Raw genomic sequence first — 23,092 nt, 5'->3', positions numbered from 1 at the left:
TATGAATTTTATCGGGGTTGATATCGGTGGTACGGTCACCAAAGCCGGTATATATAATGAGTTAGGGCAAGAGATTCACGTGGCGTCGCAATATGCGCAGGTATTATCCGAACAGCCGGGCTTTACCGAGCGGAACATGCATGAGCTATGGGACACCGTTTGCAGCGTGATAAAAAAAGCGCTGTATGAAAGCCAGGTGCCGCCGCTAAGCATCGGCGGGATCGGTTTCTCCTCGCACGGCAAAGGGCTCTACGCGATTGACAAAAAAGGCGAGCCGGTGCGCAACGGGATTATCTCATCCGATACCCGGGCGCTGGCGTTTGTCAAAAAATGGTATCGCGAAGGTATAGACAAGCTGGCATACCCAAAAGGATTGCAGCAGCTGTGGACCGGACATCCGGTGTCGCTACTGGCGTGGCTGAAAGCGCATGAGCCGGCCAATTACGACAGGATCGACGCCGTTTTAATGGTGCACGACTACGTTCGTTTCCGCCTGACCGGCGAGGCGACGGCGGAGATCACCAATATTTCCGGCAGCAATTTTTATAACCAGTTTACCTCCCGCTATGACCGCGACATGATGGCGCTGTTTGGCATTGAGGAAGTGGCGGATAAAACCGCGCCGGTGGTGAACTCGACGGACTGCGTGGGCCACATTACCCTGCAGGCCTCGCTGGATTGCGGTTTGTGCCCGGGGACGCCGGTTTTCGGCGGCTTTTTCGACGTGGTGGCCTCCGCCGTCTCCTCGGGCATTGACCGGGCGGATACCCTGAGCGCGGTGGCCGGCACCTGGAGTATCGCCACCTCGGTGACGGATAGCATTATTGCCAGCGACTTTCCCTACATCTGGGGGAAATACTGCATTCCGGGCAAATACTTCGTTCACGAGGGCAGCCCCACTTCGGCGAGCAATCTCTCCTGGTTTGTGAAGCAGTTTTTCCCTGACGATGACCGCTGCTACGACCATTTCGAAAGCTGGATTGCGCAAGATACCGACAGTAACCTCATTTTTTTACCCTATTTGTTCGGTTCCAATCTGGCGATGGATCTGCCCGGCGCGCTAGTGGGCCTCGCGGGGCATCATACGAAAAAGGATATTATTGCGGCCATCTATCGCGGCATCGTTTTTTCTCACCTGGTGCATCAGGACCGCATTATTGAACTCAATCGGGATATTCAAAAAATTCGCTTTACCGGCGGGCCGAGCCAGTCGAGAGGCTGGACGCAGATGTACGCCGATGCGGCCAATCTTCCGCTGGAAGTGGTGGATATCGAACAGGCCGGCTGTCGAGCCGCCGCGCTGTGCGCCGCGGCCGGCAGCGGCGCCTACGCTAACTTCAGCGAAGCGATTGCCGCCACGCAGCCCGAGGTGGTCTGCTATCAACCCGACAGCAATCGGCATCAGCAGCTGCGTGAAGGCTACGCCCGTTACTTAGCGGTCGCGCAAAGCCTCTCCAGGGCGACGGGAGCGGCGCAATGAAACCCAGACTTGGCATCTACGAAAAAGCGCTCCCCGCGGCGCTGGACTGGCCGAAACGCTTTGAAATGGCGGCGGGCCTGGCGTTTGATTTTATTGAAATCTCCGTTGACGAAAGCCCCGAGCGCCAGGCCAGGCTGCGCTGGAACCGGGGGCAGCGGCTGGCGTTCGTGGCCGACAAAATTAACAGCGGCATTGATGTGCCGAGCATGTGCCTCTCCGCGCACCGCAGCCATCCCTTTGGTAGCGTCAATCGCGATACCCGGCTCAAGGCGCGGGAACTGATGCTTGATGCGCTGGATTTTGCCAGCCACGTCGGCATTCGCAACATCCAGCTGGCAGGCTATGACGTCTATTACGAATCCTCTTCGGCGCAGACCCGGGAATACTTTATCGAGGGCATCAACTGGGCGGTGGCTGAAGCGGCGAAAGCGCAGGTGATGCTGTCGATGGAGATTATGGATACTGCCTTTATGAGCAATATCTCCCGCTGGCTGGATCTTGAACGGAAGGTTTGCAGCCCGTGGTTTTGCGTCTACCCGGACGTTGGCAACTTAAGCGCCTGGCAAAACGACGTTCCCGAAGAGTTGAGGAAGGGCATTCATAAAATCACCGCCATTCATTTGAAGGATACCCAGCCCGTTTCGCACGCTTCGCTGGGGCAGTTCCGCGATGTGCCATTCGGGACCGGCTGCGTCGATTTTACCGAGATATTTCGTACGCTCTCGGCGCTGAACTATCGCGGCGCCTGGCTGATTGAGATGTGGGCCAAAAATGACGGGCGGGACAGCGAGAGAATCGCCGACGCTAAAGCGTGGCTAACGGATAAATACCAGCAGGCGTTTCGCCCGCCTCAGTATGAAGGCATTGTGAATTCAGGAGTGAAGTATGTTGGATAACCTCAAGCAGGCGGTTCTTGACGCCAATCTGGCGCTGCCGAAATTTCATCTTGTGACCTTTACCTGGGGCAACGTCAGCGGTATCGATCGCGAGGCCGGGCTGGTGGTAATCAAACCCTCCGGCGTGGAATACGCCGTGATGACGGCCGAGGATATGGTGGTGGTGGAGCTGGCGACCGGCAGGGTGGTGGAGGGGCGCTATAAGCCCTCGTCGGATACGCCGACCCATCTGGAGCTGTATAAGGCGTTTAGCGGCGTGGGCGGAATTGTGCATACCCATTCGCGCCACGCGACGATTTGGGCGCAGTCGGGCAGGCCGCTGCTGGCGATGGGCACCACCCACGCCGACTATTTTTATGGGCCGATCCCCTGTACCCGCCCGCTCAGCGATGATGAAATCCGCGGTGATTATGAAACCAATACCGGTCACGTGATTATTGAAACGCTGGGCACGCAGCATACCGATCCGCTCAGCGTGCCCGCCGCGCTGGTCCACGGCCACGGCCCGTTTGCATGGGGAAAAGATCCGGCGAACGCGGTGCATAATGCGGTGGTGCTGGAGGAGATTGCCTATATGAATATGTGGACCCGTCAGCTGAGCATTGACGAACAGCCGGTCTCTGCGACGCTGCTGGATAAACACTATTTGCGTAAACACGGGGCAGGGGCCTACTACGGACAATAATCGCCTGCCTTCCCCGGATTGCGGCGTAAACGCCTTATCCGGGCTACCGGCCCGCAGTCGACGGTGAACACGTAGCCCGGTCATACCGCAGCGCCACCGGGATGAAACAGCGTTGATTTATGAGGCCCGGCACATTTCCCGGAGGCGGCGCTTGACGCGCCTGTCCGGGCTACCGCCTGGCAGACGATGGCGGACCCGTAGCCCGGCTAAGCGAAGCGCGAGCCGGGGACAACGGCTAGGGCATAAACCGATAGCCGATCCCCGTTTCGGTCAGCAAATGCTGCGGACGCGCCGGATCGGCCTCCAGCTTTTGCCGCAGGTGCCCCATATAAATGCGCAGATAGTGGCTGTGCTCCACCGCATTCGGCCCCCAGACCTGATTGAGTAACTGCCGCTGGGTCAGCACCTTGCCGGGATTATTGAGCAGTACCGCCAGCAGGCGAAATTCAATCGGCGTCAGGTGGATCTCCTGATCGCCGCGTACGATGCGGCGGGCGGGGATATCAACATCAATATCGGCAAAACGCACCCGCGGTTCGTCGGCCTGGGCGCCGGCATGGCGGCGCATCGCCACCCTCAGCCGCGCCTGCAGCTCGCCAATACCAAAGGGTTTGCTGAGATAGTCATCGGCACCGGCGTCAAGCGCGGCGATTTTGTCCTGCTCCTCGGTGCGCGCCGATAGCACGATAATCGGCATCTGGCTCCACTGGCGAACCTCGCGAATAAACGCGTTGCCGTCACCATCGGGTAGTCCAAGATCGAGAATGGTTAAATCCGGCTTGCGGGTCGCGGCTTCGATCAGCCCGCGCTGCAGGGTCTCCGCTTCAAATACGCGCATGCCGTCGGCTTCCAGCGCGGTGCGCAGAAAGCGGCGGATAGCATTTTCGTCTTCAACGATCAGAACGTTAATCACATTTCCTCGGCTAACTCTTCCAGTTCAGGGGGCGTTTCCCTCGGCAGTGTAACACGGAAGCAGGCGCCGCCCTGCGGGCGCGTCGCGGCGCTAATGGTCCCGCCGTGCACCTCAACGATCGCCTGGCAAATGGCCAGCCCCAGCCCGACGCCGGGGATCGCCGACTCTTTATTGCCGCGAGCGAATTTATCAAAGATAGCCTGTTCTTGCCCGGCGGGAATACCCGGTCCGTTATCCCATACCTCAAGCACTAAAGTGTGCGGATCGACGTCCGCGGTAATGCCGATTTGCGCCTGTACTCCCGCGTATTTCACCGCATTTTCCAGAAGATTAATCAGTACCCGCTCAAAAAGCGGACCGTCGACGTGAACCAGCAGCAGCGGGTCCGGCAGCGCAAGCTGAATATGCCGCCCGCCGAGCCCCGGCTCCAGCATACGCAGCGCGCTGCCGACGACCTCTTCCAGGGTTAGCCACTCTTTATGCAAATTAAAGCCGCCGGACTGGATCCGCGCCATATCCAGCAGATTATTCACCAGGCGGGTGGTATTGAGCACGTGCTGGCGTATCTCGTTGGCCTGCGGCGCGTGCTTCGATCCTTCGCTGGCGAGATCGAGCGTCAGGATCTCCGCCTGGCCAAACAGCACCGTAAGCGGAGTCCGTAGATCGTGGGACAGCGCCGCCAGCAGCGAGTTGCGCAGGCTTTCCCGTTCGCTGTTCAGCCGGGCCTGCTCTTCGCTGGCGGTGAGCGCCAGCCGTTCCAGCGCGCTGGCGACCAGCAGGGTGAAGGTTTCCAGCAGGCGCTGCTGTTCGGGGATCATCAGCTGGCGCAGGTTGGCCGGCTCCACGACCAGCAGTCCCCAGGTGCGGGTGGCGCTTTTCAGCGGCAGGATCTGGTAGGGCACTCCGGGAAGCGTATCGGTGCCCGCACCGGCGGGTTGGCCTTTATCAAAGCTCCAGCGGGCAATCGCGTCATCCCAGGTGATTGCCGCCGCGGGCTGCGTCAGCGGCGTGAGTCTTAATGTTTCATCGGGCAGCAGCAGCTGGCTGCGCGCCTGAAACGTTGAGGCGATAAACCGCTCGCTGGTGGCGGCGATATCTTCACGGCTGCGGCCCACAGCCAGCGCTTTTGACATTTCGTACAGATGCCGGGTGCGCTGTTCGCGGTAGCGCGCCACCCGCGCCTGGTAGCGTACGCCGGCGGTGAGGTTGCCGATAAGCAGCCCGACGGTTAGCATCACGCCAAAGGTCAGCAGATACTGCACGTCAGAAACCGCCAGCGTGCCGCGCGGCGCGACAAAAAACAGGTCGAAGCTGACCACGTTAATCACCGTCGCCAGTACCGACGGCCAGCGGCCGTACAGAAGGGCGATAATTACCACGCCGAGCAGGTACAGCATCACCAGGTTGGCGGCCTCAAAGGCCATCAGCCACTGCATGGCGACGACGGTAATAACCGCGCACAGGGCGATGGCGACGACGCAACCCTGGAGCTGCAAACGCCATTTTTCCATCGCCGTCCGGCTATCGCTGGCGCGCGCCGGCAGGGAGGCGGCCTTCTCATCCAGCGCTATCACCACCAGGTCGAGATCCGGCGCGTGACGGGCCAGGCGATCGGCGAAGCCGCTGCGATCCCACCAGCGCCTTTTCTGCTGGCGGCCAATCACTATCTTGCCGAGATTATGTTCGCGGGCGTAGTGGAGAACGGCCTTCTCTTCAGAAGGATCGGCGAGGGTGGCGGTTTCCGCGCCCAGCTCCTGCGCCAGCCTGAGCGCGGCGAGAATCTCCCGCCGTTTCGCCTCCGGCAGGCGGTGCAGAGAGGGGGTTTCAACATACACCGCATGCCAGACGCTCCCCAGCCGGGCCGCCAGCCGGGCGGCGGCGCGGACCAGCTTTTCGCTGCCGGTGTTATGGCCGATGCACAGCAAAATGGCGTCGCGGGTATGCCAGACTTTTTCCTGGCCCTGACGGTCGCGCCAGGCGCGCATCTGCTCATCGACCCGATCGGCGGTACGGCGCAGCGCCAGCTCGCGCAGGGCGATGAGGTTGCCCTTGCGAAAGAAGTTCTCGATGGCCCGCTCGGCCTGGCCGCCGATATAGACTTTTCCCTCATTGAGCCGCTGACGCAGATCGTCGGGGGGCAGGTCCACCAGCACCACATCGTCGGCGGCGTCGAAAAACGGATCCGGGACGGTTTCGCGAACCTGCACGCCGGTGATGCCGCTGACGACATCGTTCAGGCTCTCGAGGTGCTGGACGTTAACGGTGGTAAATACGTCAATGCCGGCTTCCAGCAGCTCTTCGACGTCCTGCCAGCGTTTAGGATGACGCGAGCCGGGCGCGTTGCTGTGCGCCAGCTCATCGACCAGAATCAGCGCCGGGCGACGGGCCAGCGCGCCGTCAAGGTCAAACTCCTTTACGTAGCGCCCGCGGTGGGAAAGGCGGCGCTGGGGCAGGGTACTGAGCCCCTCAAGCATCGCCGCCGTCTCTTTGCGTCCGTGGGTTTCCGCCACGCCAATCAGAATATCCAGACCCTGGGCGCGCAGCCGCTGCGCTTCCGCCAGCATCGCCCAGGTTTTACCGACCCCGGCGCAGGCGCCAAAAAATATCTTTAGCTTACCGCGATGCGGGGCGGCGGCGTGTTGCAGCAGGCGGTCAGGGTCCGGACGCAGCGGCTCGTCACTCATTTTTACTTATCCTTCAGGGCATCCAGCGACATATTCAGCTGCAGTATATTTACCACAGGTTGGCCGAGAAAACTGAGCAACGGTTTTTGCGTTGCCTCGTTCACCAACTGCGTGACCTGCTCCACGCTAAGCTGGCGCGCTTTGGCGACGCGCGGCGCCTGCCACAGAGCGGCGGCAGGCGTCAGACTGTAATCCAGTCCGCTCGCCGAGGCGGTCACCAGCTCCACCGGAACCGTTGCGCTGGCGTCCGGATTGGCGGCGCGCAGGGTCTGCACCCGTTCGCTGATGGCTTTGTCCAGCGCCGGATTGCTGGCGGCGAGGTTGCTGCCGCCGGACGCCAGCGGGTTATCCGGCATCTCCGCCGTCGCGGAAGGGCGGCCCTGGAAGTAGCCCGGCGCGGTAAAGTTCTGTCCGATAAGGCGGGAACCGCGCACTTCGCCGTCAATCCGCACCAGCGAGCCGTTGGCCTGCTGCGGGAACCACCACTGTCCCAGCGCGGTGGTTAACAGCGGATAGACGCCGCCGGTGAGCAGCGTTAACAGAATAAACAGCACAACAGCAGGACGAATGAATGACATGGTTTTTTCCTCACAGCAGCCCGGTCAGGGTCAATAACAGGTCGATCGCTTTGATACCGATAAAGGGCACCAGCAGTCCGCCCAGGCCGTAGACCCACAGGTTGCGGCGCAGCATCGCCGAGGCCGTCAGCGGCTTATAGCTCACGCCCTTCAGCGCTAGCGGGATCAGGAAGATGATAATCAGCGCATTAAAAATCACCGCGCTCAGGATCGCCGAAGAAGGCGAGTGCAGATGCATCACGTTAAGCATCGCCAGCGGCGGATAGACGGCGGCAAAGGCGGCCGGAATGATGGCGAAATACTTCGCCACGTCGTTGGCGATACTGAAAGTGGTTAACGAACCGCGGGTCATCAGCATCTGTTTACCGATATGTACGACCTCGATCAGTTTGGTGGGGTTAGAGTCGAGATCCACCATATTGCCCGCCTCTTTCGCCGCCTGGGTACCGGAGTTCATCGCAACCGCCACGTCGGCCTGCGCCAGCGCCGGGGCGTCGTTGGTACCGTCGCCGGTCATCGCCACCAGCCGTCCTTCCGCTTGATACTGGCGGATCAACGCCAGCTTGGCCTCCGGCGTCGCTTCGGCGAGAAAGTCGTCCACGCCCGCTTCCGCGGCGATAGCGGCGGCGGTCAGGCGGTTATCGCCGGTGATCATCACCGTCTTAATCCCCATTTTACGCAGCTGGGCAAAACGCTCTTTGATGCCGCCTTTGACGATATCTTTCAGCGAGATAATCCCCAACACGCGTTCGCCTTCGGCGACCACCAGCGGCGTGGCGCCAAGACGCGCCACGTCTTCAACCTGTTTATCGACGTCGGCCGGGAAGTGGCCGCCGTTGGCCTCAACGTGGCGGCGAATGGCATCCACGGAACCTTTGCGGATCATCCGCTGGTCGATGTTGATGCCGCTCATCCGGGTCTGGGCGGTAAACGGCACGAAGGTGGCATGCAGCGATTGCAGATCGCGCTCGCGCAGATTAAAGCGCTGTTTTGCCAGCACCACGATGCTGCGGCCTTCCGGCGTTTCGTCGGCCAGCGACGACAGCTGGGCGGCATCGGCAAGGGTTTTCTCTTCCACGCCCTGCGCAGGCAGGAATGCCGAAGCCTGGCGGTTGCCGAGGGTAATGGTGCCGGTTTTGTCCAGCAGCAGGACGTCGACGTCGCCCGCCGCTTCAACCGCGCGGCCGCTGGTGGCGATCACGTTCGCGCCGAGCATGCGGCTCATCCCGGCGACGCCGATGGCCGACAGCAGGCCGCCGATAGTGGTGGGGATCAGGCACACCAGCAGCGCCACCAGCACCGTGACGCTGACCGCGTTACCGCTCCAGGCGGAGAAGGGCCAGATGGTGGCGGTGGCCAGCAGGAACACCAGGGTCAGGGCGATAAGCAGGATAGTCAGCGCGATTTCGTTCGGCGTCTTGCGGCGCTGGGCGCCTTCAACCATGGCGATCATCCGGTCAAGGAAGGTTTCGCCGGGGTTGACGCTGCAGCGGATCACCAGCCAGTCGGAGAGAATACGCGTCCCGCCGGTCACCGAGGCGAAGTCGCCGCCGGACTCGCGGATAACCGGCGCGGATTCACCGGTAATGGCGCTCTCATCCACCGACGCGCCGCCTTCGATAACTTCGCCATCGCAGGGAATAATATCCCCCGCTTCGACCAGCACCACGTCGCCTTTACGCAGCTCTTCGGCGGGGACGTGGTCAATTTGCGCATCGTGCTGCGGCGCGCGCAGCTTACGGGCAAAGGCGGTCTTTTTGACCCCTTTGAGGCTGTTAGCCTGCGCTTTACTGCGGCCTTCCGCCATCGCTTCGGCGAAGTTGGCGAACAGGACGGTGAACCACAGCCAGAGACTCACGGCGGCGGTAAATCCGGCGCTGCCGGCGATCTGCCCGCTTGCCATGGCAAGAGCCAGCAGGGTGGTGAGCAGACTGCCAATCCAGACGATAAACATCACCGGGTTACGCCACTGTATGGCAGGGCTCAGTTTTTTCACGGCGTCCAGCAGGGCCTGACGCACCAGCGTCGGCTCCAGCAGGGCTAATGATTTGCGACTCATAACAGGTTGCTCCGCAATCGCTTAAAGTAAGGAAAAGTGTTCCGCCAGCGGGCCGAGCGCCAGCGCGGGAATAAAGGTCAGGGCGCCAACCAACAGCACGGTGCCGATCAGCAGGCCGATAAACAGCGCGTCATGGGTGGCTAGCGTGCCGCTGCCGGCGGGCTGAATTTTCTTCGTTACCAGCGAACCGGCAATCGCCATCACCGGGATAATGACCGCGAAGCGGCCAACCAGCATGCAGAACGCCAGCAGCAGGTTCCAGAACGGCGTCGCCGCGCTGAGGCCGCCAAAGGCGCTGCCGTTGTTGTTGGCCGCCGAGGTGACGGCGTACAGCACTTCGCTGAAGCCGTGCGGCCCGGGGTTGAACATGCCCGCGCGACCGGCTTCGGTCATCATCGCCAGCGCCGTGCCGAGGAGCACCAGCGTCGGGGTCACGAGGATCGCCAGCGCAATCATTTTCATTTCGCGGACGTCAATTTTCTTCCCGAGGTACTCCGGGGTGCGGCCAATCATCAGCCCGGCGATAAATACCGCCAGCATCACGAACAGCAGCATGCCATACAGACCCGAGCCGACGCCGCCGAAGACCACTTCGCCTATCTGCATCAGCCACATGGGGACCATTCCGCCCAGCGCGGTAAAGGAGTCGTGCATGGCGTTGACCGCCCCGCAGGACGCGGCGGTGGTGACCACGGCAAACAGGCTGCTGGCGAGAATACCGAACCGGCTCTCTTTGCCTTCCATATTGATACTGCTGTCGGCGCCAAGGCTCAGCAGATGCGGGTTACCGCGGGTTTCCGCCCACATCACCACCGCCACGCAGACGATGAAGATGAGCGTCATCGCCCATAGAATGGCCCGTCCCTGACGGCGATCGCCCACCACCTCGCCGAAAGCGAAGCACAGCGCCGCCGGGATGAGAAAGATCGCCAGCATCTGCACCAGGTTGGTCAGCGCGGTCGGGTTTTCAAACGGATGCGCTGAGTTGGCGTTAAAGAAGCCGCCGCCGTTAGTACCCAGCATTTTGATCGCTTCCTGTGAAGCCACCGGCCCCATCGGCAGCATCTGGCGCACCCCTTCAAGCGAGGTAAAGCCCTGATTCGGGGAAAAACTCTGCGGCACGCCCTGCTGAATAAAGAACAGCGCGATGAGCAGCGAAATGGGCAGCAGCAGCCAAAGGGTGATGCGGGTCAGATCGACCCAGGCGTTGCCCAGGGTGCTGACTTTCTGCCGGGCGTAAGCGCGGGTAAGGGCAAAGATCACCGCGATGCCGGTGGCGGCGGAGAGGAAGTTTTGCACCGCCAGCCCGGCCATCTGGCTAAGGCTACTCATGGTGGTTTCACCGGCATAGGCCTGCCAGTTGGTGTTGCTGACAAAGCTCACCGCCGTATTCAGCGCCAGGTCCCACGACAGGCCGGGCAGGTGCTGCGGATTGAGCGGCAGCGAGCCCTGGAACATCAGCAGCGTGAACAGGACCAGCAGACCCAGCGCGTTAAACAGCAGAATAGCGAATAAATATTGATACCAGTTCATCTCCTGCGAACGAATGCCCGCCGCCCGCCATAAACCGCGTTCGATACCGGCCAGGCCCGGTAGCGGGGCATCATTGATCATCGTCGCCAGCGCCGTGCCCAGCGGACGAGCCAGGATCATCAGCAGCAGAATAAAGCTCGCAATGAGTAAAAATCCTTGAGCGGCCATCAGAATGCCTCCGCGTGTATCAGGGCATAAACCAGATAAACCAGCAACAGGAACACCAGCGCTACGCCAGCGATTACGCCTGCACTCACAATCCACCTCCGGGTGTCTTTTTGATATACGAGGAGAATAGGCAGTCGGGCGCAAAGATTTCGCAAAAATCAGCGGCGGGGGTGTAAAAAAAATATAAAAATCGCCAAGACCACAATTTAACTAATGGTTAGTATTAATTTAACTTTTTTGTAACTAAGTTACCGGGTGAATGTAAATAAAGGCTAAATACGTGCTTTTTAGTGGTCGGATGAGTAGTAAAATTACAGCCAAAGCGGTACTATTTTAAGCAGAGAAACAGATTAACTTTACCGGCTTTGCTTGCCGGCCTGACAAAGGGGAGAGAAATTATGGCGTTGTACAAAACTTATCCTGCTCATATCATCTTTGCGCGTCGCGCTTTCGCCGTGGCGGCTGGCGTGCTGGCGCTGCCGGTAATGCTGTTCTGGAAAGATCGCGCCCGTTTTTACAGCTGGCTGCACCGCGTGTGGGCGAAAACCAGCGAACAGCCGGTATGGCTGGCGCAGGCTGAAAAAGTCTCCGCAGATTTTTATTAATAACGGTTTATGGCTCAGCGGGCGCGCGCTGCGGAAACGGGCTAATGGATTGATATCCTGGCTTATTTACCCTGTTTTCCCCGGCACAGCGTGCCAACAGATTGCCTTATCATCATGCCGCCGGTTTACCCGGCGGTTTTTTTTTGCCATGAGTGGCTTACACTTATTCACTCCCCGAAGGTTAAGCCTGCGGGAGGGTTAAATATAAGTCGAACTTATCAATTTTCATGATGAAAGGAATGCTATGGCCACCCATCTGGTCTGGTTTCGCGCGGATTTGCGCATCCACGATAACCTTGCGCTCGCCGCCGCCTGCCGCGATCCCCATGCCGAGGTGCTGGGATTATTTATCGCCACGCCAGGGCAATGGCGCCAGCACGGTATGGCGCCGCGCCAGGCGGCGTTTATGGTCAGCCACCTTCACAGCCTGCAAGCGGCGCTGGCCGAAAAGGGGATCCCGCTGCAGATTGAACATGCCGAAGATTTCACCGCCAGCGTGGCGCTGCTCGCCAGCATTTGCCGGCAGCGGCAGGTGACCCATCTGTTTTACAACTACCAGTACGAAATCAATGAACGCCAGCGCGATACGGCGGTGGAGAAAACCTTAGCGGAGGTGACCTGTCAGGGCTTTGATGACAGCGTTCTGCTGCCGCCGGGCAGCGTACTGACCGGCAGTCGTGAAATGTATAAGGTCTTTACGCCGTTTAAAAATGCCTTTATTCGCCGTTTGCAGGAAGCGCTGCCGGAGTGCGTCGCCGCGCCGAAAGTCCGTGCGGGCGGGCCCATCGCTGCAGCGTCTGAAGTGAAAATAGATTATCCGCAGACGCCATTTGATAGCGAGCTGTTCGCCGCGGATGAAAAAAGCGCCATCGCCCGGCTTCGCGGCTTCTGCCAGCAAAAGGCCGCCGACTATGAGCAGCAGCGCGATCTTCCCGCCATCGAGGGGACCAGCCGACTGTCGCCGTGCCTGGCGGTGGGCGCGCTCTCACCGCGCCAGTGCCTGCACCGTTTGCGGGTTGAGCAGCCGCGGGCGCTGGATGGCGAAGCCGGATCGGTATGGCTCAACGAGCTTATCTGGCGCGAGTTTTATCGTCACCTGATGGTTTACTACCCAAACTTGTGTAAGGGGCGGCCTTTTATCGACTGGACCGATAACGTGGCGTGGCTGGACGATAAATCCGCGCTTCAGGCCTGGCAGCGCGGGCAAACCGGCTTCCCGATTGTCGACGCCGCGATGCGTCAGCTCAATGCGACCGGCTGGATGCATAACCGCCTGCGGATGATTGTCGCCAGTTTCCTGGTGAAAGACCTGCGCATCGACTGGCGGCTGGGCGAGCGCTACTTTATCGAACAGCTTATTGATGGCGATCTGGCGGCGAATAACGGCGGCTGGCAGTGGGCGGCTTCAACGGGTACCGATGCCGCGCCCTATTTTCGTATTTTTAACCCGACGACCCAGGGAGAGCGCTTCGACAAAGCGGGGCAGTTTATTCGTCAATGGCTGCCGGAGCTGGCCGGGGTACCTGAAAAAGCGGTGCATCAACCGTGGCTGTGGGCGGAGAAACAGGGCGTAACGCTGGATTATCCGCGCCCGATTGTTGACCACAAGCAGGCGCGGCTGGCGACGCTGGCGGCCTGGGAAGCCGCCAGAGAGCTTAAGACTCCATCGCCAGGCGACGAGTCCGGATCTTAACGGCGTGATACAGCCAGATAGCCAGCACCAGGCCGACGCAGGCCAGCGCGCCCCAGGTTATCTGGCTGAACACCTCAATGTAGGCGTTGATCGAGTAGTTGACGGCCCCGGCGGCGTCGAACGACCCCTGCGAGGTTTGATCGGCAATCACGCCTGCCAGATAGTTAGCGATAGCGCCGGAGAGCAGCATATAAATACCGGTCAGCACCCCGGTCACGCCGGGGATCTCAATACGGGTAATCTGCGACATCGCCACCGGGTCGATAAACAGCTCGGCGAAGCCCATCACCGCCAGGCCCAGCACCATCATCGGCATCGAAGATTGTCCGTAAGCCGCCGACCAGCGTGCGCTGAGGGTCAGGATACAGAAACCGGCGCTCATCAGGCCGAGGCCCAGCGCGAATTTGCCCCAGATGCGCACGGTACGGTTGCCGTTAATATTCTCCTTCACTAGCCACGCCAGCACCACCCCACAGAGCATCACCGCAAAGGCGTTCACCGACTGGAACATCGCGGTCGGTATCTCATAGCCCATAAAATGACGATTAACAAAACGGTCGATATAGAGGCTGATGGAGCTGCCGCCCTGCTGCGCAAAGGCCCAGAACAGCAGGCTGAAGCAGGTGAGCACCATAATCAGACGCAGCTCTTTACGCTGCCCGGCGGTCTCCGCCCGCAGGTAGATCCGCGTCAGTACCGCCAGGCCGATAACCGTCGCCACAATCAGCGCGTAAACCGACCACTCCTGCCAGAACAGCACGGTGATCAGCAGCGGCGCGGCGATCAGCAGCACCAGCAGCCAGCCCCAGTTTGGTAAGACGAAACTCCGCGCCCGCAGCGCTTCGCGATTGACGCCCCGGGTGTGGCGGAAATGGTGATTGCCGCTGAGGAAAATCACCAGCCCGGCGATCATGCCGACGGCCGCCAGCGCGAAGCCCATCGCCCAGCTGTACTCCTCCTGCACGTAGCCGCAGGCGATTGGCGCAATGATAGACCCGACGTTACCCGCCGCGTACATCAGCGAAAAACCGCCGTCGCGGCGCGGGTCGGTGGGTTCATACAGCTCGCCGAGCAGGCAGCTGACGTTGGATTTAAACAGCCCGTAGCCGCAGACAATAATCGCCAGCGACAGATAGAGGAAGGTAGGGGCGATTTCGCTGGCGCCGAGCACCAGATGGCCGATGGCCATCAGCAACGCGCCGAGCATCACCGCCATGCGGTTGCCCAGCAGCTTATCGGCCAGGAAGCCGCCGAGAATCGGCGTGACGTAGACTAAAGAACAGTAGGCGCTGAACAGCGCATAAGCATGATTATCGTCATACTTGAGCTGGTTGGTGAGATAAAGAATCAGCAGCGCGCGCATGCCGTAAAAACTGAAATATTCCCAGATTTGCAGCGCGACGACGTAATAAATCGCCCGCGGCTGTGAGGATTGTGTGTTCATGTAATGCCTTGTCCTGCCGTAAAAAAGAAAGTCGATCTTTCTGCATGAATAGCCATTAACTAGCGATATTCATGGCCTTATGGGCTTTCTGGTTATTTAATATGCTGTAATAGTGCATAAATATACACGAATGCGCGAACGAGGGAGTAGACAAATTGCGGGATTTCGCGAAAAGTCAAAATGGACGGCGAAGCGGCAGAACTATCGACTGACCGGACGGATACCGTTATGTTATTCCTCTGCATAGAACGATGACCTGGTGGAACGGCAATGAAAAATAGTGAACTGGAACAACTGATTAATGAAAAACTCAATAGCGCGGCCATCAGTGATTACGCCCCCAACGGGCTCCAGGTGGAAGGGCGCGAAACGATACAAAAAGTCGTCACCGGCGTGACCGCCAGCCAGGCGCTGCTGGATGAAGCCGTCCGCCTGGAGGCCGATGCGGTGATCGTCCATCACGGCTACTTCTGGAAAGGCGAATCGCCGGTCATTCGCGGCATGAAGCGCAATCGCCTCAAAACGCTGCTGGCTAACGACATTAACCTCTATGGCTGGCACCTGCCGCTAGACGCTCACCCGGAACTGGGCAATAACGCTCAGCTGGCGTCGCTGCTCGGCATCAATGTGATGGGGGAGATTGAACCGCTGGTACCGTGGGGCGAACTGTCGATGGCGGTATCGGGCCTGGAGCTGGCTTCATGGATTGAAGCACGGCTGGGTCGCAAACCGCTGTGGTGCGGCGACACCGGGCCGGATAAAGTCGCCCGCGTGGCCTGGTGCACCGGCGGTGGGCAAAGCTTTATCGACAGCGCGGCCCGCTTTGGCGTCGATGCGTTTATTACCGGTGAAGTTTCAGAGCAAACCATACACTCGGCGCGCGAGCAGGGGCTGCATTTCTACGCCGCCGGGCACCATGCCACCGAGCGCGGCGGCATTCGCGCGTTAAGCGAATGGCTGACGGAAAATACCGAACTGGACGTCACGTTTATTGATATCCCGAACCCGGCCTGATGAACGGAGGCAAAAGTGCAGCGAGCGCGTTGTTATTTATTAGGTGAAACGGCAGTCGTACTGGAGCTTGAGCCTCCGGTGACGCTGGAAAGCCAGAAGCGGATCTGGCGGTTAGCCCAGCGGCTGGTAGGCCATACCGAGGTGGTGGAAGCGATCCCGGGCATGAACAACATTACCGTGATATTGCGCAACCCGCAGCAGACGGCGTGGGACGCGATTGAGCGCCTGCAGCTCTGGTGGGAGGAGTGCGATACGCTCGAACCGGAATCGCGGGAGGTCTCGGTCCCGGTAGTTTATGGCGGCGAATACGGACCGGATCTGGGAGAAATTGCCCGCCACAGCGGCCTGAGCGAAAAGCAGGTGGTTGAGCTGCATTCGTCGGTGGAGTACGTGGTGTGGTTCCTCGGCTTCCAGCCGGGGTTCCCGTACTTCGGCGGCCTGCCGGAGCAGCTGGCGATGCCGCGACGGGCGGAGCCGCGCCTGCTGGTGCCCGCCGGGTCCGTCGGTATTGGCGGAGCGCAAACCGGGATCTATCCGCTGGCGACGCCCGGAGGGTGGCAGCTGCTGGGGCGTACGCCGCTGGCGCTGTTTGATCCGAAGCGCAAGGAGCCGGTGCTGCTGCGTTCCGGCGACAGAGTGCGTTTCGTGCCGCAAAAGGAGGGCGTATGTTAAAAATTATCCGCGCCGGAATGTATACCTCGGTGCAGGACGGCGGGCGTGAAGGGCTGCGTCAGCTGGGCATCAGCCGCTGTGGCGCTATGGATAAGCCGGCGCTGGTCACCGCTAATCTGCTGGTGGGTAACGGCGCTAACGCCGCGGCGCTGGAGATAACGCTGGGTCAGGTGGATATTCAGTTTGAACGCAGCGGCTGGTTTGCGCTGACCGGCGCCGCCTGCGAGGCGAAGCTCGATGGCGAGCCGGTATGGGTGGGCTGGCGAACGGCGGTCAAGGCCGGGCAGCATCTGGTGCTCAAGAACCCGCAGCACGGCGTGCGCAGCTACCTGGCGGTGGCGGGGGGGATTGCGGTGCCGAAGGTGCTGGGTTCGCGCAGCACCGATCTGAAAGTGGGGATTGGCGGTCTGGAAGGTCGACGTTTGCAGGACGGAGACCGGCTGAAGCTGGGGAAATCGGATAAGCAGTTCCGCGGGCCGCGCGGCGTGAAGCAGCTCCCCATCGGCAACCGCATCCGCGCGCTGCCCGGGCCCGAGTACCAGGAGTTTGATAGCGTGTCGCAGGACACGTTCTGGCGCTCGCCGTGGCAGCTTAGCCCGCAGAGCAATCGTATGGGCTATCGCCTGCAGGGGCAACCGTTGAAGCGGACGACCGACCGCGAGATGCTTTCGCACGGCCTGCTGCCCGGCGTGGTACAGGTTCCGCATAATGGCCAGCCCATCGTACTGATGAACGACGCGCAGACCACCGGCGGCTATCCGCGCATCGCGACCATTATCGAGGCCGATATGTACCAGCTGGCGCAGATCCCGCTGGGACAGCCGATCCACTTTGTTCCCTGCTCCCTGGAGGAGGCGCTGAAGGCGCGTGCCGACAGACAACGTTATTTTGAACAGCTGGCATGGAGACTGAACGATGAAGATTGATTTAAACGCCGACCTGGGCGAAGGCTGCGCCAACGATAGCGCGCTGCTGCAGCTGGTCTCTTCCGCCAATATCGCCTGCGGTTTCCATGCGGGCGATGCGGTGATGATGCTGCAGTGCGTCCGCGAAGCGCTGAAATATGGCGTCGCGGTGGGCGCGCATCCCAGCTTTCCTGACCGGGAAAATTTTGGCCGTACGGCGATGCAGCTGCCGCCGGAAACGGTTTATGCGCAAACGCTGTATCAGGTCGGCGCGCTGGCGGCGCTAGTGCGCGCGCAGGGCGGCGAGCTGCAGCACGTCAAGCCGCACGGCATGCTCTATAACCAGGCGGCAAAAGATCCGCAGCTTGCTGACGCTATCGCCAAAGCGGTATATGACGTTGACGCGGGTCTGGTGCTGGTAGGCCTGGCGGGCAGCGAGCTGATTCGCGCCGGGCAGCGTTATCAGCTGACCACCCGCCAGGAGGTCTTCGCCGACCGCGGCTATCTGGCGGACGGCAGCCTGGTGCCGCGCACCCAGCCCGGCGCGCTGATCGAGAGCGAAGAGCAGTCGCTGGCGCAAACCCTGGAAATGGTGCAGCACAGCCGGGTGCGGAGCATCACCGGCGAATGGGCGCACGTGGTGGCGGAAACCGTCTGCCTGCACGGCGACGGCGAGCACGCGCTGGATTTTGCGCGCCGCTTGCGCGCGGCGTTTGCCGGGCGCAATATACAGGTCAGTGCGGAAGTAGAAGAATAAAAACAATATTATCAAGCAATTAACATTAGACAACAATTCACAACAACATACAGGATGTAACTATGGGAGAGTCATTATCTCTCTGGCCACTGATCGGCATCGCTGCGATCGTGGTCGGATTTGTTCTGCGTTTTAACCCGGTACTGGTGGTTATTGTGTCCGGGATCATCACGGGTCTGACGGCGCATATGCCGATCGCGACCATTCTGGAAAAGCTGGGAGAAGGATTTCTTAATACCCGCAACCTGCCGTTTATTCTGCTGCTGCCGCTGGCGGTGATTGGCCTGCTGGAGCGGCACGGTCTGAAAGAGCGCGCGCAGACGTGGATCGCGAAGATCCGCAGCGCCACCGCCGGTCGTCTGCTTATCGTCTATCTGTTCGTTCGTGAAGTGACCGCGGCGATGGGCCTCACCAGCCTGGGTGGTCATCCGCAGATGGTGCGCCCGCTGCTGGCGCCGATGGCGGAAGGGGCGGCGGAGAAAAACTTCGGCGCCTTGCCCGGCGAGGTGCGCTATCGTCTGCGCGCGATGTCGGCGGCGACCGACAACGTGGGCCTGTTCTTCGGGGAAGATATTTTCGTCGCCTTCGGGGCGATTATCTTTATGCATAACTTTATGCTGGAGTCGGGCGGCATTCAGACCGAGCCGCTGCATATCGCCCTGTGGGGGATCCCAACGGCGGTCTGCGCCTTCCTGATCCACTCCGCCCGCCTGTGGCGCCTCGACCGCCATCTCCAGCGCGAGCTGGACAAGGTTAACGCCGGGCAGGCGAAAGGCGGTGCCGCATGAATTTTCAGCAAACCTGGCTGTACTGGCTGGCGGGCGCGGTTCTGCTGGTGGTGGCGGTGATGTCATGGCGCGATAAGGCCAACCCGCGCAGGCTGACAACCGGCCTGTTCTGGGGGCTGTATGGCCTGGTGTTTCTGTTTGGCGACTGGACCTATGAGCTGGTCGGCGACAAGCGGGCCGTTAATATCGGTGTTGGCGTGGTGGTGGTGGTGCTGGCGCTGATCGCCGGTTTTGGCGGCGTGCGCCTCGGTCGCTATCATCAGCGCTCGCAGGAAGAACGTACCGCCAGCGCCGCGCGTCTTGGCAACCGGCTGTTTTTCCCGGCGCTGGCGATCCCGGTGGTGACGGTGATCGGCGTGCTGCTGTTTAATAATCTCCCCTCGCTGCAGGTCGCTATCTTTGGCCCGGGCAATCACGCCACGCTGATCACGCTGTTTTCGATGACCGCGGGCACGCTGCTCGGTCTGGTGATGGCTATCCGCATGACCCATGAAACGGCCGCGCAGCCGTTACAGGAAGCCCGCCGCCTGCTGGATTCGGTGGGCTGGGCGTTTATTTTGCCGCAGATCCTCGCGGTGCTCGGGCTGCTGTTTACCGCCGCCGGCGTTGGCAACAGCATCTCCCTGCTGACGCAGCACTACCTGGCGGTAGACAGCCGGTTTATCGCCGTTGCCGTCTATACCCTGGGAATGGCGCTGCTGACGATGGTGATGGGCAACGCTTTCGCCGCGTTTCCTATCGTGACGGCGGGGGTCGGGATCCCGATTCTGGTGCTGCAGCACGGGGGGAACCCGGCGGTGATGGCGGCCATTGGCATGTTCTCCGGCTACTGCGGTACCCTGATGACGCCCATGGCGGCGAACTTCAATATCGTGCCTGCCGCGCTGCTGGAGCTGCCGGATAAAAACGCGGTCATCAAAGCCCAGGTGCCGACCGGCATTATGCTGCTTATCGTGAACGTATTTTTGCTCTATTTCCTGATGTTCCTGTAAGGAGGGATCATGGCTGGCGTGTTAATTACCGGTTTTGAGCCGTTCGGCGGCGAATCGGTTAACCCTTCGTGGGAAGTGGTAAAGCGGCTGGATGGCGCTATTATCGGCGGACAGCCGGTAGCGGCGCGGCAGCTGCCGTGCGTCTTTGGCGACGCCCTGACGGCGCTGAACGCCGCGCTGGATGAGCTGGATCCCGTCCTGACCCTGGCGATTGGCCAGGCGGGCGGTCGCGTCGACATCACCGTTGAACGGGTGGCGATCAACGTCGATGATGCGCGGATCCCGGACAATAAAGGCCTGCAGCCGATCGACGTACCGATCGCTGCCGGCGGGCCGGCGGCGTACTTCAGCACGCTGCCGATCAAAGCGATCGTAACCGCCCTGCGCAGCCGGGGGATCCCGGCGTCGGTGTCGCAGACGGCGGGGACGTTTGTCTGTAATCACGTGATGTACGGCCTGCTGCACAGCCTGCGTCATCGCAGCGGCGCGAAGGGCGGGTTTATCCATATTCCGTATTTGCCGGAGCAGGCCGCGGCTCACCCCGGCGAAGCCAGTATGGCGGTAGAGACGGTGCAGGCCGCGCTGGAAACGGCCATCGCCGTTGCCCTGCAGCAGGATGGCGATGTGAAAGTCGGCGGTGGGGCAACGCATTAACACAAGGACAAGATTATGCCGGAAGGTCCGGAAATTCGCCGCGCGGCGGATAGCCTGGAAGCGGCGATTAAAGGCGAACCCCTGACCGGGGCGTGGTTCGCCTTCCCGCAGTTACAACATTACCAATCTCAGCTGGTCGGCCAGCGAGTGACGCACATTGAAACTCGCGGTAAGGCGCTGCTGACCCACTTCTCCGGCGGGCTAACGCTGTATAGCCACAATCAGCTGTACGGCGTCTGGCGAGTGGTGGACGCGGGGGAGCAGCCTGAAACGACGCGCGTTCTGCGCGTTCGGCTGCAGACCGCGCGCAGGGCGATTTTGCTCTACAGCGCCTCTGATATTGAGATGCTGACGCCCGAGCAGCTCGTCCGCCATCCGTTTTTGCTGCGGGTCGGGCCGGATGTGCTCGATATGCGCCTTAGCGTTGAACAGGTCAAAGCGCGGCTGCTGTCGGCGAAATTCCGCAACCGCCAGTTCTCCGGTCTGCTGCTGGATCAGGCTTTTCTTGCCGGACTAGGCAACTATCTGCGCGTGGAGATCCTCTGGCAGGTGGGGCTGACCGGGCGGCATAAAGCCTCTGAACTGGATGAAAAACAGCTCGATGCGCTGGCGCATGCGCTGCTGGAGATCCCGCGCTTGTCCTACAACACCCGCGGTCTGGTGGACGAGAATAAGCACCACGGCGCGCTGTTTCGCTTTAAGGTTTTTCATCGCGAAGGGGAGGCCTGCGAGCGCTGCGGCGGAATAATCGAGAGAACGATGCTATCGTCGCGGCCGTTTTACTGGTGCCCGGGATGTCAGCAATAAAAAAACGCGCCTTCAGGCGCGTTTTTTGTCGCTGCGATAGCCCTCTTAACGGGCGATATCGTTTTTGAAATCGCGCTTTTCGTAGCCGGTATACAGCTGGCGCGGACGGGCGATTTTCATGCCGTCGCTGTGCATTTCGTTCCAGTGCGCAATCCAGCCCACGGTACGCGCCATCGCGAAGATAACGGTAAACATAGAAGACGGAATGCCCATCGCTTTGAGGATGATACCGGAGTAGAAATCGACGTTCGGGTAGAGTTTCTTCTCGATGAAGTACGGGTCGTTGAGCGCGATGTGCTCAAGCTCCATGGCCACTTCCAGCAGATCGTCTTTGGTACCGAGCTCTTTCAGCACTTCGTGGCAGGTCTCACGCATAACGGTGGCGCGCGGGTCGTAATTTTTGTACACGCGGTGGCCAAAGCCCATCAGGCGGAAAGAGTCGTTTTTGTCTTTCGCGCGACGGACGAATTCCGGAATGTGTTCAACGGAGCTGATCTCTTCGAGCATCTTCAGCGCCGCTTCGTTGGCGCCGCCGTGTGCCGGTCCCCACAGGGAGGCAATACCCGCAGCGATGCAGGCAAACGGGTTCGCGCCGGAAGAGCCGGCGGTACGTACGGTGGACGTTGAAGCGTTCTGTTCGTGGTCGGCGTGCAGGATCAGGATACGGTCCATGGCGCGTTCCAGAATCGGATTCACTTCATATTTTTCACACGGCGTGGAGAACATCATATTCAGGAAGTTACCCGCGTATGAGAGGTCGTTGCGCGGATAAACGAAAGGCTGGCCGATAGAGTACTTGTAACACATTGCCGCCATCGTCGGCATTTTGGAGAGCAGGCGGAATGCGGCGATATCGCGGTGGCGTGGGTTATTCACATCCAGCGAATCGTGATAGAACGCGGCCAGCGCACCGGTGATACCGCACATGACGGCCATCGGGTGAGAATCGCGGCGGAACGCGTGGAACAGACGGGTAATCTGTTCGTGAATCATGGTGTGGCGGGTAACGATGGTTTTGAATTCGTCGTACTGGGCCTGGGTCGGCTTCTCACCGTTCAGCAGGATGTAGCATACTTCCAGATAGTTGGAGTCGGTTGCTAACTGATCGATCGGGAAACCGCGGTGCAGCAGGATACCTTCATCACCGTCGATAAAGGTGATTTTAGATTCGCAGGATGCGGTGGAGGTAAAACCAGGGTCAAAAGTAAACACGCCTTTTGAACCAAGACTACGAATATCAATAACATCCTGACCGAGCGTGCCCTTTAGCACATCCAGTTCGATAGCAGTATCACCACCCAGGGTGATTTTTGCTTTAGCATCAGACATTTATGGTCTCCTTAGCGCCTTTATTGCTTAAGGCTGCCGGGTGGTGGATTTGCATTCAGCCCGTAGCAGATGACATTACCAGTTTGTTATGTTGCACATCGCTCTGCGTCGCGAAAAGGGCAGGGTACAGAGCAAGGGCGCTTGATGGTACGTCTTCAGCCTACGACGAAACAACAGCAAATCAGCGTTTTAGCAGCCCGAATATTATAAAACTATATACCACTAATAACTGTCCTGATTACATCGGTCAATACTCTCTCACTGTTGCATAACTTATTCTCAGGTAAAAGAGTGACCCCATAACTTTTGCGTATTATTGCATTTATCTGGTAATGGTTGTAACAATAATGTTTAATATTTGTCAAATCAGATGATTAAAAATTAAAAATATGTTGTTATCGTGACATGGATCACTGTTCGGGAGAAAACCCGACAA

Annotated in this window: 22 protein-coding genes; 13 read left to right on the top strand and 9 right to left on the bottom strand. The window is 59.9% G+C overall.

The features are described from left to right. The first annotated feature begins 1 nt into the window (after position 1). The 3 genes from JLG71_RS19885 to araD are packed head-to-tail and all read left to right on the top strand — an operon-like array spanning position 2 to position 3,061. The gene (locus JLG71_RS19885; protein WP_004848873.1) at positions 2–1,480 is read left to right on the top strand and encodes an FGGY-family carbohydrate kinase; all 1,479 of its coding nucleotides are present in this window, start codon (positions 2–4) and stop codon (positions 1,478–1,480) included. Beyond that, a complete protein-coding gene (locus tag JLG71_RS19880) occupies positions 1,477–2,376 on the top strand; it encodes an L-ribulose-5-phosphate 3-epimerase (protein WP_032748734.1) in 900 nt (299 codons plus the stop codon). The genes JLG71_RS19885 and JLG71_RS19880 overlap by 4 nt, the downstream gene beginning before the upstream one ends. Continuing rightward, the gene (gene araD / locus JLG71_RS19875; RefSeq protein WP_148849597.1) at positions 2,366–3,061 is read left to right on the top strand and encodes an L-ribulose-5-phosphate 4-epimerase; all 696 of its coding nucleotides are present in this window, start codon (positions 2,366–2,368) and stop codon (positions 3,059–3,061) included. The genes JLG71_RS19880 and araD overlap by 11 nt, the downstream gene beginning before the upstream one ends. Positions 3,062–3,296: 235 nt before the next feature. On the opposite strand, the gene kdpE is transcribed toward araD, so the two are convergent. The 6 genes from kdpE to kdpF are packed head-to-tail and all read right to left on the bottom strand — an operon-like array spanning position 3,297 to position 11,085. After that, a complete protein-coding gene (gene kdpE / locus JLG71_RS19870; RefSeq protein WP_025106379.1) occupies positions 3,297–3,974 on the bottom strand; it encodes a two-component system response regulator KdpE in 678 nt (225 codons plus the stop codon). Then, positions 3,971–6,658 (bottom strand): two-component system sensor histidine kinase KdpD, encoded by a 2,688-nt coding sequence (gene kdpD, locus JLG71_RS19865; protein WP_200913769.1) that lies wholly within the window; start codon positions 6,656–6,658, stop codon positions 3,971–3,973. Before kdpD ends, kdpE begins: the two co-directional genes overlap by 4 nt. A 2-nt stretch (positions 6,659–6,660) precedes the next feature. Further along, positions 6,661–7,236 (bottom strand): potassium-transporting ATPase subunit KdpC, encoded by a 576-nt coding sequence (gene kdpC, locus JLG71_RS19860; RefSeq protein WP_025106377.1) that lies wholly within the window; start codon positions 7,234–7,236, stop codon positions 6,661–6,663. A 10-nt stretch (positions 7,237–7,246) separates the two neighbouring features. Continuing rightward, entirely contained in the window at positions 7,247–9,295 is a 2,049-nt protein-coding gene (gene kdpB, locus JLG71_RS19855) for a potassium-transporting ATPase subunit KdpB (protein WP_049083038.1), read from the bottom strand. Between the two features lie 21 nt (positions 9,296–9,316). Continuing rightward, positions 9,317–10,996 carry a potassium-transporting ATPase subunit KdpA gene (kdpA, locus tag JLG71_RS19850; protein WP_014837834.1) on the bottom strand — a complete coding sequence of 560 codons (1,680 nt, stop codon included), beginning with the start codon at positions 10,994–10,996 and terminating at the stop codon, positions 9,317–9,319. Further along, the gene (gene kdpF / locus JLG71_RS19845) at positions 10,996–11,085 is read right to left on the bottom strand and encodes a K(+)-transporting ATPase subunit F (protein WP_009651669.1); all 90 of its coding nucleotides are present in this window, start codon (positions 11,083–11,085) and stop codon (positions 10,996–10,998) included. Before kdpF ends, kdpA begins: the two co-directional genes overlap by 1 nt. A 309-nt stretch (positions 11,086–11,394) precedes the next feature. Here kdpF and JLG71_RS19840 point away from each other — a divergent pair, with 309 nt between their 5' ends. Next, positions 11,395–11,601, top strand: a complete 207-nt coding sequence (locus JLG71_RS19840) for a DUF2517 family protein (protein ID WP_004848892.1) — start codon at positions 11,395–11,397, stop codon at positions 11,599–11,601. Between the two features lie 244 nt (positions 11,602–11,845). Further along, on the top strand, positions 11,846–13,294 hold the full coding sequence (gene phrB, locus JLG71_RS19835) for a deoxyribodipyrimidine photo-lyase (RefSeq protein ID WP_109240886.1): 1,449 nt from the start codon (positions 11,846–11,848) through the stop codon (positions 13,292–13,294). Here the strand turns inward: phrB and dtpD are convergent. Further along, the gene (gene dtpD, locus JLG71_RS19830) at positions 13,257–14,738 is read right to left on the bottom strand and encodes a dipeptide permease DtpD (RefSeq protein ID WP_148851324.1); all 1,482 of its coding nucleotides are present in this window, start codon (positions 14,736–14,738) and stop codon (positions 13,257–13,259) included. The genes phrB and dtpD overlap by 38 nt on opposite strands. Before the next feature lie 270 nt (positions 14,739–15,008). On the opposite strand from dtpD, the gene JLG71_RS19825 reads away from it, so the two are divergent. The 8 genes from JLG71_RS19825 to nei all read left to right on the top strand — a co-directional run bounded on the left by JLG71_RS19825 (position 15,009) and on the right by nei (position 21,327). Further along, positions 15,009–15,752 carry a type 2 GTP cyclohydrolase I gene (locus tag JLG71_RS19825; protein WP_014228436.1) on the top strand — a complete coding sequence of 248 codons (744 nt, stop codon included), beginning with the start codon at positions 15,009–15,011 and terminating at the stop codon, positions 15,750–15,752. A gap of 15 nt (positions 15,753–15,767) precedes the next feature. Beyond that, positions 15,768–16,424 (top strand): 5-oxoprolinase subunit PxpB, encoded by a 657-nt coding sequence (gene pxpB / locus JLG71_RS19820; RefSeq protein WP_004848901.1) that lies wholly within the window; start codon positions 15,768–15,770, stop codon positions 16,422–16,424. Beyond that, a complete protein-coding gene (gene pxpC / locus JLG71_RS19815) occupies positions 16,418–17,350 on the top strand; it encodes a 5-oxoprolinase subunit PxpC (RefSeq protein ID WP_009651642.1) in 933 nt (310 codons plus the stop codon). Before pxpB ends, pxpC begins: the two co-directional genes overlap by 7 nt. Beyond that, complete coding sequence (gene pxpA / locus JLG71_RS19810; protein ID WP_004848906.1) at positions 17,340–18,086, top strand: 5-oxoprolinase subunit PxpA; 747 nt, start codon at positions 17,340–17,342, stop codon at positions 18,084–18,086. Before pxpC ends, pxpA begins: the two co-directional genes overlap by 11 nt. A gap of 62 nt (positions 18,087–18,148) precedes the next feature. Continuing rightward, entirely contained in the window at positions 18,149–18,874 is a 726-nt protein-coding gene (locus tag JLG71_RS19805; protein ID WP_004130515.1) for a DUF969 domain-containing protein, read from the top strand. Next, the gene (locus JLG71_RS19800; protein ID WP_116280180.1) at positions 18,871–19,866 is read left to right on the top strand and encodes a DUF979 domain-containing protein; all 996 of its coding nucleotides are present in this window, start codon (positions 18,871–18,873) and stop codon (positions 19,864–19,866) included. Before JLG71_RS19805 ends, JLG71_RS19800 begins: the two co-directional genes overlap by 4 nt. A gap of 9 nt (positions 19,867–19,875) precedes the next feature. Further along, positions 19,876–20,520: a pyroglutamyl-peptidase I gene (gene pcp, locus JLG71_RS19795; protein WP_116280181.1), complete on the top strand. Its 645-nt coding sequence runs from the start codon at positions 19,876–19,878 to the stop codon at positions 20,518–20,520. Positions 20,521–20,535: 15 nt separating this feature from the next. Next, positions 20,536–21,327, top strand: a complete 792-nt coding sequence (nei, locus tag JLG71_RS19790; protein WP_049082379.1) for an endonuclease VIII — start codon at positions 20,536–20,538, stop codon at positions 21,325–21,327. Positions 21,328–21,372: 45 nt separating this feature from the next. Here the strand turns inward: nei and gltA are convergent, their stop codons facing one another. Together gltA and JLG71_RS28695 are read right to left on the bottom strand one after the other, a co-directional pair. Beyond that, complete coding sequence (gltA, locus tag JLG71_RS19785; RefSeq protein ID WP_004100276.1) at positions 21,373–22,656, bottom strand: citrate synthase; 1,284 nt, start codon at positions 22,654–22,656, stop codon at positions 21,373–21,375. 212 nt (positions 22,657–22,868) lie between these two features. Next, positions 22,869–23,021: a hypothetical protein gene (locus tag JLG71_RS28695; protein ID WP_418268728.1), complete on the bottom strand. Its 153-nt coding sequence runs from the start codon at positions 23,019–23,021 to the stop codon at positions 22,869–22,871. Positions 23,022–23,092 lie beyond the last annotated feature (71 nt).

The organism is Klebsiella michiganensis (assembly GCF_015139575.1).
In the GTDB taxonomy this organism is placed as follows: Bacteria; Pseudomonadota; Gammaproteobacteria; order Enterobacterales; family Enterobacteriaceae; genus Klebsiella; species Klebsiella michiganensis.
This window is presented reverse-complemented; position numbering and strand designations above follow the sequence as displayed.

Excerpts from the sequence above, each read along its gene's own strand:
- nei (WP_049082379.1), top strand. The coding sequence starts at position 20,536 with ATGCCGGAAGGTCCGGAAATTCGCCGCGCGGCGGATAGCCTGGAAGCG.
- JLG71_RS19885 (WP_004848873.1), top strand. The coding sequence starts at position 2 with ATGAATTTTATCGGGGTTGATATCGGTGGTACGGTCACCAAAGCCGGT.
- kdpD (WP_200913769.1), bottom strand. The coding sequence starts at position 6,658 with ATGAGTGACGAGCCGCTGCGTCCGGACCCTGACCGCCTGCTGCAACAC.
- JLG71_RS19840 (WP_004848892.1), top strand. The coding sequence starts at position 11,395 with ATGGCGTTGTACAAAACTTATCCTGCTCATATCATCTTTGCGCGTCGC.
- pxpA (WP_004848906.1), top strand. The coding sequence starts at position 17,340 with ATGAAGATTGATTTAAACGCCGACCTGGGCGAAGGCTGCGCCAACGAT.
- pcp (WP_116280181.1), top strand. The coding sequence starts at position 19,876 with ATGGCTGGCGTGTTAATTACCGGTTTTGAGCCGTTCGGCGGCGAATCG.
- pxpC (WP_009651642.1), top strand. The coding sequence starts at position 16,418 with ATGTTAAAAATTATCCGCGCCGGAATGTATACCTCGGTGCAGGACGGC.
- kdpA (WP_014837834.1), bottom strand. The coding sequence starts at position 10,996 with ATGGCCGCTCAAGGATTTTTACTCATTGCGAGCTTTATTCTGCTGCTG.
- kdpB (WP_049083038.1), bottom strand. The coding sequence starts at position 9,295 with ATGAGTCGCAAATCATTAGCCCTGCTGGAGCCGACGCTGGTGCGTCAG.
- JLG71_RS19825 (WP_014228436.1), top strand. The coding sequence starts at position 15,009 with ATGAAAAATAGTGAACTGGAACAACTGATTAATGAAAAACTCAATAGC.
- JLG71_RS19880 (WP_032748734.1), top strand. The coding sequence starts at position 1,477 with ATGAAACCCAGACTTGGCATCTACGAAAAAGCGCTCCCCGCGGCGCTG.
- JLG71_RS19805 (WP_004130515.1), top strand. The coding sequence starts at position 18,149 with ATGGGAGAGTCATTATCTCTCTGGCCACTGATCGGCATCGCTGCGATC.
- kdpC (WP_025106377.1), bottom strand. The coding sequence starts at position 7,236 with ATGTCATTCATTCGTCCTGCTGTTGTGCTGTTTATTCTGTTAACGCTG.
- phrB (WP_109240886.1), top strand. The coding sequence starts at position 11,846 with ATGGCCACCCATCTGGTCTGGTTTCGCGCGGATTTGCGCATCCACGAT.
- araD (WP_148849597.1), top strand. The coding sequence starts at position 2,366 with ATGTTGGATAACCTCAAGCAGGCGGTTCTTGACGCCAATCTGGCGCTG.
- dtpD (WP_148851324.1), bottom strand. The coding sequence starts at position 14,738 with ATGAACACACAATCCTCACAGCCGCGGGCGATTTATTACGTCGTCGCG.
- JLG71_RS19800 (WP_116280180.1), top strand. The coding sequence starts at position 18,871 with ATGAATTTTCAGCAAACCTGGCTGTACTGGCTGGCGGGCGCGGTTCTG.
- gltA (WP_004100276.1), bottom strand. The coding sequence starts at position 22,656 with ATGTCTGATGCTAAAGCAAAAATCACCCTGGGTGGTGATACTGCTATC.